General features: G+C 73.9%; 12 protein-coding genes. 8 read left to right on the top strand and 4 right to left on the bottom strand.

The annotated features are described in order from the left end of the window. Positions 1–26 precede the first annotated feature (26 nt). Positions 27–395 (bottom strand): DUF6507 family protein, encoded by a 369-nt coding sequence (locus D459_RS0105420; RefSeq protein ID WP_017591981.1) that lies wholly within the window; start codon positions 393–395, stop codon positions 27–29. 492 nt (positions 396–887) lie between these two features. Here D459_RS0105420 and D459_RS0105410 point away from each other — a divergent pair, with 492 nt between their 5' ends. The 6 genes from D459_RS0105410 (at position 888) to D459_RS30830 (ending at position 6,608) form a co-directional block, all read left to right on the top strand. After that, a complete protein-coding gene (locus tag D459_RS0105410) occupies positions 888–1,220 on the top strand; it encodes a hypothetical protein (protein ID WP_017591979.1) in 333 nt (110 codons plus the stop codon). A gap of 21 nt (positions 1,221–1,241) precedes the next feature. Continuing rightward, positions 1,242–1,541 carry a pore-forming ESAT-6 family protein gene (locus D459_RS0105405; protein ID WP_017591978.1) on the top strand — a complete coding sequence of 100 codons (300 nt, stop codon included), beginning with the start codon at positions 1,242–1,244 and terminating at the stop codon, positions 1,539–1,541. Positions 1,542–1,625: 84 nt separating this feature from the next. Continuing rightward, the gene (locus D459_RS0105400; protein ID WP_017591977.1) at positions 1,626–2,585 is read left to right on the top strand and encodes a TNT domain-containing protein; all 960 of its coding nucleotides are present in this window, start codon (positions 1,626–1,628) and stop codon (positions 2,583–2,585) included. 28 nt (positions 2,586–2,613) lie between these two features. Next, positions 2,614–3,936 (top strand): type VII secretion integral membrane protein EccD, encoded by a 1,323-nt coding sequence (gene eccD, locus D459_RS0105395; protein WP_017591976.1) that lies wholly within the window; start codon positions 2,614–2,616, stop codon positions 3,934–3,936. A gap of 47 nt (positions 3,937–3,983) precedes the next feature. Continuing rightward, positions 3,984–4,871 (top strand): MinD/ParA family ATP-binding protein, encoded by an 888-nt coding sequence (locus D459_RS0105390; protein WP_017591975.1) that lies wholly within the window; start codon positions 3,984–3,986, stop codon positions 4,869–4,871. Positions 4,872–6,263: 1,392 nt separating this feature from the next. Beyond that, positions 6,264–6,608 (top strand): hypothetical protein, encoded by a 345-nt coding sequence (locus D459_RS30830; RefSeq protein ID WP_152522901.1) that lies wholly within the window; start codon positions 6,264–6,266, stop codon positions 6,606–6,608. A 104-nt stretch (positions 6,609–6,712) separates the two neighbouring features. On the opposite strand, the gene D459_RS35290 is transcribed toward D459_RS30830, so the two are convergent. The 3 genes from D459_RS35290 to D459_RS33495 form a co-directional block, all read right to left on the bottom strand. Further along, the gene (locus D459_RS35290; protein WP_152522900.1) at positions 6,713–7,225 is read right to left on the bottom strand and encodes a hypothetical protein; all 513 of its coding nucleotides are present in this window, start codon (positions 7,223–7,225) and stop codon (positions 6,713–6,715) included. 169 nt (positions 7,226–7,394) lie between these two features. Further along, complete coding sequence (locus D459_RS0105375) at positions 7,395–7,829, bottom strand: hypothetical protein (RefSeq protein ID WP_152522899.1); 435 nt, start codon at positions 7,827–7,829, stop codon at positions 7,395–7,397. Between the two features lie 48 nt (positions 7,830–7,877). Further along, a complete protein-coding gene (locus D459_RS33495) occupies positions 7,878–9,317 on the bottom strand; it encodes a hypothetical protein (RefSeq protein ID WP_152522898.1) in 1,440 nt (479 codons plus the stop codon). Positions 9,318–9,955: 638 nt separating this feature from the next. On the opposite strand from D459_RS33495, the gene D459_RS30820 reads away from it, so the two are divergent. Both D459_RS30820 and D459_RS0105360 read left to right on the top strand, forming a co-directional pair. After that, on the top strand, positions 9,956–10,336 hold the full coding sequence (locus D459_RS30820) for a hypothetical protein (RefSeq protein WP_017591970.1): 381 nt from the start codon (positions 9,956–9,958) through the stop codon (positions 10,334–10,336). Positions 10,337–10,407: 71 nt separating this feature from the next. Further along, the gene (locus D459_RS0105360; RefSeq protein ID WP_152522897.1) at positions 10,408–11,937 is read left to right on the top strand and encodes a hypothetical protein; all 1,530 of its coding nucleotides are present in this window, start codon (positions 10,408–10,410) and stop codon (positions 11,935–11,937) included. Positions 11,938–12,272: the final 335 nt, after the last annotated feature.

The following is a 12,272-nucleotide window of genomic DNA, read 5'->3' as shown; positions in this document are numbered from 1 at the left end:
CATTCCTCTCGTGTGACCGGGGGTGTTCACATCAACTGCTCGGAGCCCTTGGACGTCGTGGGCAGGTCCGACTCGACCGTTCCCGCGTTGGACTGGGCCTCTTCCGCCATCTCCAGGTCGCCGGTGAGATAGGCGTTCACCGCGTCGGCGCATCCTCCGAGTGCAGAGGCGGCGCGGCCGGCCATCTTCTCCGCGCGGCCGCCGTACTCCTCCACGTACTTGTAGAGCGCCGACTCGATGGGGAAGCTGACCGCGTTGGCGGCCGAGTCGACGAGCCCGTCGCCGGCCTTCTGCAGCGCTCCGCCGAGCCCTTCGCCTTCGCTCTCTCCGAGCACCGCGACGACCGCGTTCAGCACCCCCTGGACCCCGGGGGCGTCGATGTCCCATTTGCTCATCGCCCCTCCTCCGGCCGCTGCGCGGAGCGGAGCCCCTCGGGGGCGAACCTGTCGGGGCGGAAGCTCTCTGGAGGGAGCGGGGTCACACGACCGGTTCCGGCCACTTCCTCCCGGACACGGGCGACGTTCGCGCTCAGGCGGTCCAGGGAGGGCCGTACGGACGCGATCGCCCTGGTGATCCGGGTGTTCACGGCTTCGTTCCGCTGCCTCATGAGATCGGCGGGAGGCAGCCGGATCGGCCGGATCGGCGACGGTTCGGAGCCCGGTTCAGGGGCCTGCTCCCGCTCGGCCCCTTCGGCCTGGATCGCTGCTTCCACCAGCTCGAACTTCATCCGTTCGCCCCCATACGCCTCTCTTCTCGCACCAGACCCCTTGAGTGTCGCTTTGGGCGCATTATGCCTATCCTTGACCACTGACGGTGAGGGCTCCCCCTGTGCAGGGTCACGGACCCGAAACCGGTGGAGCGGCGCGGAGCGGCTGAGGAGCGGGCGGATGACACGTTGGGACTTCGGGGAGCAGACCCTGACCACCCTGACGCAGAACACCTCCGGGTCCGGGGACGAGCTGAGCGACCTGATCACCAAGCTCATCGACGCGGCCGAGCCGCTGGTCGGGAAGTTCGACGGTTCAGGGAAGGCCGCCTTCGACTCGTTCAAGTCGCGGGCCGACCAGATCACCGCCGACCTCAACGCCGGCCTGGGCTCCATCAACGAGGGCCAGCGCGGCATGGACCAGGCCTTCTCCGAGGGCAGCCAGACCATGGCCGACGAGGCCAACCAGAACATGGGCACCGCCAACTTCGACGCCGCCAAGTTCCGGGGCTGACGCACCCCGAGGAGGAATCGCATGACCGGCCGCAACAGCTACGACATCGGCGCCTCGCAGGAGGCCCAGAGCAACATCCACGGAGTGATGGCCCGGCTGGAGTCGATCATCGGCGAGCACGACACCGACGTCTCCAACGCCATGGCCGACTTCGAGGCGACCGGCGTCTCCGAGGAGTACAGCGCCAAAGAGCTCAAGTGGCACAACGCCGGCAACGAGGTCCGCGAGATCATCCGGCTGGTGCGCAACACCCTGGAGAGCAACGACGGCACCGCGCAGACCGCGCTCGGGCGGGCCGGGGCCGCGGTGCAGTCCATCTGATCCGCCCCGGGGCGACCGCCCCCTCGTCGCGGCCTTCCGCTACGGTGCGGGAGGCCGCTCCCCTGTCCCCCGGAAAGGACCCCCGTGCCGCGCGACTACGACAGCCAGCTGCTGGAGTCGGTCGCCGTACGGCGCAAGCGGCTCCGCGAGGCCGCGGTGTTCGGCCCGCAGCGCAGCCGGCGCCGGCTGGAGGAGCACCTCACCAAGATCATCGCGGGCGTGGTCATCGCCGCGGTCGGCTGCGCCGGGACGGTCGGCTGGTCCTTCCTGCAGAGCCGGCTGAAGACCCAGGAGGAGGAGAAGGCCCAGGCCGAGGCCGGGCCGCCCGCCCCCGGGTCGCTGCCGGTGCCCGCCGACTGGGTCGGCGCCGACGTCGGCCTGGACATGCTCCGCGAGGAGCTGGGGCAGGCCGGCGTGGACGAGGAGCTGTACGTGCTGCCCGGCGAGCCGCGCCCCGAGGCGGGCGAGGTGGAGAGCTACTACCTGGTCAGCAAGGAGGGCGACTACTTCACCGTCGGCATCGTCGAGTACGAGCAGGGCCGCACGGGGGTGGAGTTCGCCTCCGAGGACGAGACCGCGCGCTGGCTCTACCGGGAGCTCGCGATCGTGGACCCCGGCCCCCGCGAGCTCACCGCCGAGGAGCGGGCGCAGGCCAAGGAGCGCCGCGCCGGGCTCGACGCGGAGGCGAAGGAGCGGGTCTCCGGCGGCGGCGACTCCGCCAAGCTCACCCTGGAGCCGGGGCTGGTGGTCGACGCGTTCGGGCAGGAGAGCGGCTCACTGCTCTTCCCCGACGGGCTGCCGTTCGAGGAGCGGGGGCTGCCCGAATCCGCGGCCGACCCGTCCGGCTACCACCGCTACCGGGTCACCTACCCGTTCCAGGTCTCGGCGTCGCTCTCCCCGGAGAGCGGCGGCGACCCCGGCGGCGGCCTCCGGTTCGGCATCGACCCCGGCGGGTTCACCGAGCCGCCCGAGCTGCCCAGCGTCCGCTGGCTGCTGCGCAACGGCTACCTGGAGCGGATCGAGCCCGGCGAGGTGCCCGCGTGACCGCCGGAGACAGAGGAGAAGGACAGCGATGACCACCTGGAGCCGGGTGACGCTGGTCGGCGAGCGCCGCAGGGTCGACGCCGTGCTGCCGGCCGAGGAGCCGATCGGCGCGCTCATGCCGGACGTGCTGCGCATGCTCGGCGACGCCCCCGACGGCCCGGCGACGCCCCGGCACCTGAGCACCGTCGGCGGCGACCTGCTGGACGCCGACGCGACCCTGGCCGACCGGGAGGTCGCCGACGGCTCGGTGCTGCGGCTGGTCCGCGCGGACGACCCGCTGCCCGCGCCGATCGTGCACGAGGTGCCGGAGGCGGTGGGCACCGCGCTCGGCGAGCACCCGGCGTACTGGTCGGCCGGCGCCGCCCGGTGGACCGGGACCGCGACGCTGGTCGCCCTGGTCCTGGGCATCGGGTTCCTGGTCCGGGGCGGGGCGCCCGGCACCGCCGTCGCCGTCCTGGCCGGCATGGGCGTGCTGCTCACCGCCGGCGGCGCCGCGCTGGGCCCCGCCTGGCGGGAGCCGCTGGGCACCGCGCTGACCATCGCCGGCGGCTGCACCGGGGTGCTCGCGGTGTGGACGGCCGCCGGGCACCACGACTGGCCCGGCTGGGCCGCGTGGGCCGGGACCGCCGCGGTCGTATCGGTGCTGCTCGCGCTGCTCGGCCTCACCTCTCCGCTGGGCCGGGGCGGGGTGGTCGGCGGCGCCACCGGGGCCGGGCTGGCCGCGCTGTGGGCCGGGTGCGCGCTGTTCGGCCTGGGTCTCGCCGAGACCGCCGCGATCGCCGCGGTGGCCTGCACGGTGCTGGTGAGCGTGCTGCTCCGCGCCGCGCTCGCGCTGTCCGGACTGACCGTGCTGGACGACCGGCGCGGCGCCGGCGAGGAAGTGCCCCGGGAGGACGTCCGCTCGGCGCTGGCCGGCACGCACCGCGGCATGGTGGTGGCGGCGGTGGCGGTCGCGGCGTGCGCGGTGGCCGCCGCGTACGGGCTGAGCAGCGCCCCGGACCCGTGGACGATGGTCCTCACCGGCCTGCTGGCGGTCATCCTGGCCGGCCGCTCCCGGATGTTCCCGCTGGTCACCGAGAAGGCGCCGCTGCTGGCCGCCGCGGTGGCGGCGGTGTTGGCGCTGGCCTGGGCGCTGGACGCCGCGGTGCCGTTCGCCCCGCTGCCGTCGGTCGGCCTGCTCGCGGCGGTGCTGGCGCTGCCGGTGGTGGCGCTGGCCGCCGACCCCGCCGAGCACACCCGCGCCATGCTGCGCCGGACCGCCTCCCGGATCGAGGCGGTCGCCGTGGTGGTGTGCGTGCCGGTGGCGGTCGGCGCCCTGGGCACCTACGAGCGGCTGCTCGCCACGTTCTGACCCCGGCCCGAGCGGCCCGACCCGAGCGACCTGACGAGAGGAGCGCGATGGGCGCCCCCACCCGCACCCGCCCCGGCAGGCGCGGCGACTCCCTGCTGCGCCGGGCCGGACAGGGCCTGGCGCTGCCGTTCCTGCCGTCCGACGGCGCGCGGCGCGCCCTGGAGCTGGGCGAGGAGCTGCAGCGGCCGATCACCACCGGGCGCCGGATCGTGGTGACCCGGCCGCGGGCCGGCGCCGGGGAGGCGACCGTCACCGCGCTGCTGGCCGCGGTGTTCGCGCACTACCGGCAGGACCGGGTGCTGACTCTGGACATCACCCCCGGGTCGACCTCGCTGGCCCGGCGGCTGGGGGTGGAGCCGTCCTCCTCGCTGGGCGAGGTGGCGCGGCGGCGGGTCGCCGCGTCCTCCTTCGAGGACCTGGAGGAGCACCTGGCCCGGGTCCGCGACCGGCTGTGGATGCTGCCCGCCGTGCACGGCGGCGCCGAGGAGGCGCTGGAGGCGCGCGACTTCCGGGAGACGCTGCTGCCGCTCACCCGGTACTTCGGGATCACCCTGATCGACCGCGGCGCCGACGTGTACGACGGCTTCAACCACGCGGCCCAGGCCGGGGCGCACGCGCACGTGCTGGTGGCGCCCGCGACCGCCGACGGCGCCGCCGACATCGCGCGCGGGTTCGACTGGATGGCCGCCCAGGGCGACACCGCGACGCCGAAGCGGGCGGTGGTGGCCCTGGTCGAGCAGGGGCCGGACGAGGACCCGGCGTTCGACCTGGACGGCGCGGCCGCGGTGCTGCGCCGCAGCGGCGCCGCGGTGGTGCCGCTCCGGTACGACCGGCACCTGGCCGGCGCGGAGGCGCTGGAGCCGCGCCGGATCGCGCGCGCCACGCACACCGCGGCCACCCGCGTCGCCCTGCACGCGCTGAGGAGGGCCGGATGAACGCACCCCGACCGCAGCGGCCCGGGACTCCGGGGCCAGGCCCGGGACCGGGACCGGAGGATCCGCGGCGCGCGGCCCCGCCCGGCCCGACGACCGGCCCGCAAGGCCCGCAGAGGCTGCAAGGTCCGACGACCGGTCCGCAGGGACTGCAGGGCCTGCGGCCGGGGCGGGCCGGAGGGCCGCCTGCGCCTCCCGCCGCCCGCAGGGTCCCCCCGATCGGAGCGCAGCCGGGGGCGGGGGCTCGGCCGCCGCAGGCGTCCCGGCCGGCGCAGCCCTCCCCCGTGCCGTCCCCGAACGCGGCCGCGCCTCCGTCCGCACCGCGCCGGACCGCCGCCGTCCCGGGGTCGGACGCGGCACGCGCGTTCATGGAGGGCACCACCGCCCCGCCGGCGAAGCCGGCGAAGAGCCGCCCTGGGCGCGACGAGCAGCGCCGGGAGAAGAAGCGGGCCAGGAAGCAGGAGAAAGAGAAGGAGAAGCAGCGGAGGCAGGCCGCCGCACCGGCCCCGGTGGAGAAGGCACCACCGGCGTCCCCGGAAGAGGCCCGGCCGACCGAGAGCGAGCGGAAGGCCAAGCGGAAGAAGGAGGAACGGAGGGAACGGCAGGAGAGGAAGGAGCGGAAGCGCTCCCGCACCGCCGAGCCGGCCTCGTCCACTCCGGCTCCGGCCGCTCCGTCCGCGCCCGCGCTTCCCGGCGGCTACGAGGCGGAGCTGCGCGAGCTCGCTCCGCTCCCGGAATCGCGCCTCTTGCGCACGGTGATACGCACGGCCCGAAACGTGCGCCGTCGCCGCGGATCCGACGCTCCGTGACCGGTTCCGGTCCTCGGCTTGTTCACATACTGCAGATCCGGAACACCGAACGGCGGAGCGGCCGCCGGATCCGGATGAGGGCCGTCATCGCCCCTCTTTCTCTGTACCGGTCTTCTCCCGTCCGAGCGGGCATCACCGGCCGGCGCTTTACTCTGCCGGCCTGGTTTTCCCCTTTTCCCAGCGATGTGGACCGCACATCGGCCGACCGAAGGAAAGGACCCCCTTGACCCAGCCCCCGTCACCGCAGCCGCCGTCCTGGCAGCCTCCTCATCAAGGTCCGCCTCCGCACTTGGCGCCGCCCGGGGCACCCCAGGCGGCGCAGCGGAACCAGCCCCCGAACGCCTGGCCCACCCCGCCCGGGCCCTATGCCGGGCCGCAGTTCGCGCCGCCCCCGGGCCAGGTCCCGCCCGGAGCACCCGCTCCGGCCGCGCACCCGTACGGGGCTCATGCGCCGCCGCCCCCGCCTCCGGGGTACCCGCCGTACGGCCTGCCGCCGACCGCCCCGGGTAAACCGAAGTCCCCCACCACGCTGACCGTCGCGCGCGTCCTCATGCTGTTCATGGGGATATCGGGGACGCTTGTCGGGTTGCTCCTGACCATCGCCGGGACGGTCGTCTCCTTCGCTGCGAAGGACTCCATGGAGACGCGGGAGGGATGGTTCTACCTCTCCATCGCCTTGGCCGTCTTCATCTTCGGCGTCATGTCCACGCTGCTCGGCATCAAGGCCGCGAAGCCCCGCCCCTGGGTGCTGTGGACCACCGTCGGAATCTACTGCCCGCTCGCCCTGTCCGCCCTGGCCGGTCTGATCCTGGAAGGCTCCGAGGCGAGCAATCCGCTGGGGGCGGTGATGCTCATCCTCGTCCCCTGCCTGATGCTGACCAGTACCTCACGGCGGTACTTCGCCCTGGGGCGGACGGCTCGACAGGGCTGACACCGGCCTTGTGAAGGAGGGGCGCCCGGCCCGGCGGTGGGCGCTCCTCTTTTCCCTGCCTTGTCCACCCCTGGGCGGCCGGGCGGTTTGAAAAACAACTCCAATCAACTTCCACTTTGAAGTTCATCAATTTTACCCTGGAGCCATTCAGGGATGAAATCAAGACCCCTCGGAAAATATTTCAGATCTTCCACATATGTTTCACTGACCGGTTCAATATCGAAAGCAGGTTTGGATTTATAATTATACTTCACTTCATATCCTTCACTTTTTTTGCAGAGCACCAACATACTAAACCAAGTGCCTTTATTTTCAACATACATTCCTACCCGAAGGTCATCTAACACGGAAAGAACTTGCAGGGGGACGTTCATCTCTTCCCATGCACCGTCGGAGTACCCAACGATTCCCCTTCCGGTTGAACAGCCATGAAGGGCATCGAACCGAAACTTGAACTCCTCCCAATCTTCCGGCAGAGAGCGCGCTATCACAATGACTCCCTTATAGACGTATTCGCTCTGCCCTGCAGGATCTAGAGATCCTCGTTCAATCATCCCGCCCACTCTCTTCTCGGAAGGCCCCGAGGTGAGAAATCCGCTGGGAGCGGCGATACTCATTCTCGCCCCCTGCCTACTGCCGAGCAGCCGCTCCCGGCGGGTACTACGCCTCAGGGCGCGCAGGCCGACAGGACTGACGGCGGCCGCACAGAGGAGGAGTGCCCGGCCCGGCGGTGGGCGCTCCTCTTTTCTTGCAGGACCCTTGTCCTGTCCGCCTCCGGGCGGGCGATCAGTTTCCGGAGATCTTCTGTGCCAGCCAGGCCGGGATGTTCTCGTCGTCCCGCGGGAAGTGCCGGAGGTCGTCCAGGAAATCCCCGCCGTTCGAGGGGACGCCGAAGAAGTCGGGTTCGGATTCGTAGTCGAAGTCCACCGAGAAGCGGCCGGGCGACACGATGGTGTACTTCAGCAGGAACCAGGTGCCCTTGCCCTTCCGGTACATGCCTTCGCGCAGTTTCTCCAGGTCGAGGTAGATCGCGGCGGTGATCCCCACTTCCTCCTCGGAGCCGTCCGCCTTGCGGACCTCCACGCTTGCGGCCTTGTGCTTCCTGACCGCGTGGTAGGCCAGACGGATCTCCCTCCATTCCTCCGGCACGTGATCCAGCAGCTGGGTGCCGATGCTCCGCAGGAGCTCGTTCTGCCGGGGCGGTTCCATCTCTGGTTCCATCTCTTCGTTCCGTTCTGTGCTGCGCGGCTGCTCCTGGCCGGACAGGGGTCAGGAGCCGCCGGTGCGGTGCTCGCCCCGGTGGATGCGGGTGACGAGGTCGTCGGCGAAGGCTCCGTAGCCGGTGGCGGACCAGAGGTTCTCGGCGGCGGGGAGGTGGTAGTAGGGGTGGGCCGAGCCGCGGCGGCGGATGAGGAGGGACGCCGGGGGGCGGTTCCCGTCCAGGTCGGCGGCGCACTCCGCGCAGAGGGGGACGCGGATGCGGGGCGGGGCGGAGCCGGAGGGCCCCGGTTCGCGCCAGTCGTGCGGGGAGGTCCGGGTGCCGTGCACCGGGTTGGCGTAGCAGTGCCGGGGGCGGGCCGGCGGCTCCTCGCCGGCGGCGAGGGCCTCTGCGACCGCCTTCTCGTGCTCGGCCAGGTCGAGCAGGACGAGGACCCCCGCGGCGTCCGCCGGGGCGGTGTCCCGGTCGCCGGGGTCCTCGTGCACCGTGCGGGCCGCGGCGTGCGCGTCCAGGGCGCGCTGCAGCGCCTCGACCGACCCCGGCGCCTCCGGGTCGGCGCGCGCCCCCGCCAGGGCGTGGCCGACCTCCGGGAGCCGCTTGGCCGCCCGGCGGCGCAGCTCCCGGACGAGCGCCTTGCCCGCGTTGGCGGCGACCGCGCGCGGCGAGGGGCGCCTGGCCGCCCGGCGCTTGAGCGCCTTCTCCACCCCGGTGCCGGCCAGCACCAGGGCGATCATGGCCGGGGCCGACAGCAGGAGCGCCAGCGGAGGCGCGTCCGACCCGCCGCCCCCGCCGTCCTCGGGCTCCTCCCCGGCGCACAGCGCGCCGAGGTCGGCCGGCTCCTCCTTCGACGCCTCGTACTCGGCCAGCGGGTCGTCGGAGACGGCGACCTCGGCCATCCGCTCCACCGCGTCGTCCCGCAGCCTCATCACCTGGTCGACGCAGGTGCGCGCCTCGTTCTCCAGCGTCCCCACGGCGAGCGCGGCCCGGCTCAGGCCGCCGCCCTCGGCCGAGGTGACGTGGTCGATGCCGACCCGCGCCGTGTTCGCCTGGACGATGAAGTGCCCCTCCGGGTCGGGCATCTCGGCCCACACGGCCTCCAGGAACGCGGTGGCCTCCGCGGTGAAGTCCGCTCCGGGCACGGGCTCGCCGGTCTCCGGGTCGGTGTAGTCGCCGTGGTCCAGTTCGGGGGAGATCACGATGAGGTAGACCGGCAGCCCGCTCTCCTCCAGGGTCCGCTCGACCTCCGCCTCCCGCTCCTCGTCCAGCGGAAGGTAGCCCTCGTCGCCGATGTAGAGCGGGGAGGTGCGGAGCCCTTCGGCGACCTCGTCGACGTAGGGCCGCCACCAGTGCTCGCCGGGTCCGGCGTCCGCGTGGGCGGGTGCCGCGCCGGCCGCGCTCAGCACGGCGGTCAGCAGCGGGAGGGCGAGGAGGGGGCGGAGCAGGCGCATGCGCATCGTCGGAGGGGAGGCGGCACGGACGGGACCGATCATGCCACCCTCCGCGACCGGCGCCCGGCGGCCGCTTCCGGCCACCGGGGCGGGCCTCTCATCGAGCCGGGCGGAGCGCGGGCGGCCGGGGCGGCGGGGCCCGGACCTCCGGGGTCGAAGGCGGGGGCTGGATACCGCCCGCGCAGGTCAGGGGCGGTGTTCCGATGGGAGGGAAGGGTCCTTGCGGGGCCGGGGCCGCGGTGCTCCGCCGGTGCGGGCTCCGGCCGGTCGGCGAGACACTCGTCTCTTCTCCCTCCGGCACACCGAGTGCCGATCCGGACACGGCGCACTTATAGTCGACCACCGACGGTGAACCCCCCTCCGGCGCGGAGTGACCGCCCCTGGGGATGCGGGCCCTCACCGGACCGAACCGCGGACCACCGACGAGGAGCCGACCGATGTCCCACCCGCCGCACCCTGGGCGGCCGCCGCAGCCGCCTCCCCCACCGGGGGCGTGGCCCGGACAAGGACACCACGAGTACGGGCAGCGGCCCGGGGCGTACCCGCAGCCGTATCCGGGACATCCCGCGCCCGGGGCGCCGTACCCGGCGCACGGAGTGCCGCACCCGGCGCCGTACGGAGCGCCCGCCGGATACGGGGCGCCGTACCCGGCTCAGGGGCGGCCGCCGGTTCCCGGCGCGGTGACCGCCGTGCGGGTCATGGTCTTCCTCTCCAGCGTGCTCCCGCTGCTCGCCGGGGTCGGCTTCGCGGTCAGCGCGGTGCTCGCCGCGATCGGCATGTGGGACAGTGTCGAGAGTCCTCTGGTGAACGCCGTCGTCGCCCTGGGCTTCCTGGGCGTCGGTTCCGGGCTGGTGCTGCTGGGGGTGAAGGCCGGGCGCCCCCGGCCGTGGGTGATGTGGACGATCACCGTCGTGTACGGCGTTTCCGTCCTGTTCAACGCGGCCGCGATGCTGATCGCCCCGGGCGCCCTGGGGTCCATGGTCTACGCCGTGGTCGTCCTGTCGCTGACCCTGTCCTCCAAGGACTACTTCTACTCGGAGCGGAGGGCCCGCCGGGGCTGAGCGTCCCGGATGCGTCCGGGCCCCTCTTCCCGCTGCGCCCTCTGCGGGTACGGCCGTGTAGCTTGTCCGGAATGTCGGATGGAGAGCGGGCGGGCATGTCGACGGCGGTGCGGATCTCCGGGGCGCGGCCCCCGGGGCGGGGCGTGGTCCGGGGCCTCTCCTGGGTGCTGGTGTTCCTGCTGGTCTTCTTCGGGGCCGCCCTGGTGTCGATGGTCTACGGGGAGGCGACGTCGCCGGACGCCCCGCCGCTCGGCGAGGTGCTGTGGAGCGAGAGCCACCGCGCGCTGACGGTCGCGACCGCCGTGCTGGGCGTTCTGGCGGCCGCCGCGCTCACGGCGCTGGTGGCCGGGACCCCGCGCAGCCGTGCGCCGCGCGAGGTGCGGGCGGGCCCCGAGGGGATCGAGCTCACCGCCCGCCCCACGGGGTGGTACCGCGGCGACGGCGCCGTGGTGCCCTGGGACGCCGTGCAGGTGATCAGCGCGCCGCGGGTCGTCTTCGCGGAGAGCACCGGCGGCACGTCCCAGCGCCACGTCCCCCGGGAGGTGCTGGACCTCTACCTCTTCCGCGGCGTCGAGGGGCTGCCGGACTTCGCCCGCTCCGAGGCGGTCGACGGCGCCCCGCTGGAAGGCCTGCGCGCCCCCGCCGTCCGCGTGCGCATCGGCGGCCCGGGGAAGAGGCTCGCCGCGAGCGTCCGCGAGGTCGCCGCGGCGCTGGACGGGGCCCGGCCCGACCTGTTCTACCGGGGGACCGCGGTCGACCAGTGGTTCGCCCCTTCGGCGCCGGCCGCCCAGCCGGTCGGGGAGGCCGCCCCGCCCCGGAGCGCCGCACCGGCGGCGGGCACACCGGTGGCGGATGAACCGGTGGCGGGCGCTCCTGCCGCGTCCGGGTACGCCCTGCCCACCGCGCTCTGGCTGGACTTCCGGCACCCGCCCCGGCGCGCCTTCGGCGTCCTGACGGCGCTCGTGCTGCTGGCGGCGGCCTGCTACGTGCCCATCGACCTGCTGGCGGGCACGGACGGCGGGATCCTGGTCGGGCTGGCCGGCCTGGTGCTCGCGGTCCCGTTCCTGATCGGAGTGCTCGGCGCCCTCTTCACCGTCCTCGGGCTGCCCCGGATGCTGGCGCGCACCGGGGTCCGCATCGACGCCGACGGCCTCGAACTGGTCGGGAAGAGCCCGTGGGCGCTCCGGCGCCTGGAGCGCGGCCGCATCCCGTGGAGCGACGTCCGGGCGATCGTCGCCCGAGAGTCCGCGGCCCTCGACGAGCACGGGCTGCAGCGGCCCCGGGCGCAGCCGGTCACCGACCTCTACCTGAGCGGGGACACCGCCTTCCGGCGGCCCGGCGTGGGGCTGTCCGTCGAGGTCACCCGGCTGGAGGAGCCGGACTCCGCGCACACCCGCGCCCTGGCCGGCTTCCCCGCGGTGCGGGTGCGCCTGCCCCATTCCCCGGCCGCGGAGCTGCAGACCGCCGGCGAGTGGGCGGGCCTCCCGTCCGAGGGGCCCGGTCCGGCCCGGCTGTCCGGTGCGCAGCTCCGGGCCGCGCTGCTCGCGGCCCGCCCGGACCTCTGCCACGGCTTCGGGGACCGCGGGCCGGCGGGCGCCTGAAGGGCCGCCCCCGCCGTTGCCCCGGGAAGGATCGGACGGACGACCCGTGCGGCGGCCGCTTCCGGCCTCCGCCCATGCCGGACGGGCGGAGCGGGCCGCCCTCCGGGTACCGTTCCGCGGGCATGTGCCGTGCCCTTCCCCGTTCTGGAGGCGGAGAGCGGGGAGAAGCGGCGCGCGAACGGATCGAGAACGAGGAGGAGCCGTGTCCCACCCGCCGAGCCATGGCCCCGGACCGCACGTTCCGCCCCGGGGGAACCCGCCGTATCCCGGGCGGCCGCCGCAGGCGCCTCCCCCGCCGGGGGCATGGCCCGGGCAGCACGGGCAGCAGGCCGGGG

Origin of the sequence: Nocardiopsis potens DSM 45234 (assembly GCF_000341105.1) — a bacterium.
GTDB lineage: Bacteria > Actinomycetota > Actinomycetes > Streptosporangiales > Streptosporangiaceae > Nocardiopsis_A > Nocardiopsis_A potens.
The sequence above is the reverse complement of the archived record's forward strand: the minus strand, read 5'-3'. Positions and strand labels throughout refer to the sequence as shown.

Coding starts and splice junctions, on each gene's coding strand:
- D459_RS0105390 (WP_017591975.1), top strand. CDS start 3,984: ATGGGCGCCCCCACCCGCACCCGCCCCGGCAGGCGCGGCGACTCCCTG.
- D459_RS35290 (WP_152522900.1), bottom strand. CDS start 7,225: ATGAGTATCGCCGCTCCCAGCGGATTTCTCACCTCGGGGCCTTCCGAG.
- D459_RS0105420 (WP_017591981.1), bottom strand. CDS start 395: ATGAGCAAATGGGACATCGACGCCCCCGGGGTCCAGGGGGTGCTGAAC.
- eccD (WP_017591976.1), top strand. CDS start 2,614: ATGACCACCTGGAGCCGGGTGACGCTGGTCGGCGAGCGCCGCAGGGTC.
- D459_RS0105360 (WP_152522897.1), top strand. CDS start 10,408: ATGTCGGATGGAGAGCGGGCGGGCATGTCGACGGCGGTGCGGATCTCC.
- D459_RS0105375 (WP_152522899.1), bottom strand. CDS start 7,829: ATGGAACCAGAGATGGAACCGCCCCGGCAGAACGAGCTCCTGCGGAGC.
- D459_RS0105405 (WP_017591978.1), top strand. CDS start 1,242: ATGACCGGCCGCAACAGCTACGACATCGGCGCCTCGCAGGAGGCCCAG.
- D459_RS33495 (WP_152522898.1), bottom strand. CDS start 9,317: ATGATCGGTCCCGTCCGTGCCGCCTCCCCTCCGACGATGCGCATGCGC.
- D459_RS0105410 (WP_017591979.1), top strand. CDS start 888: ATGACACGTTGGGACTTCGGGGAGCAGACCCTGACCACCCTGACGCAG.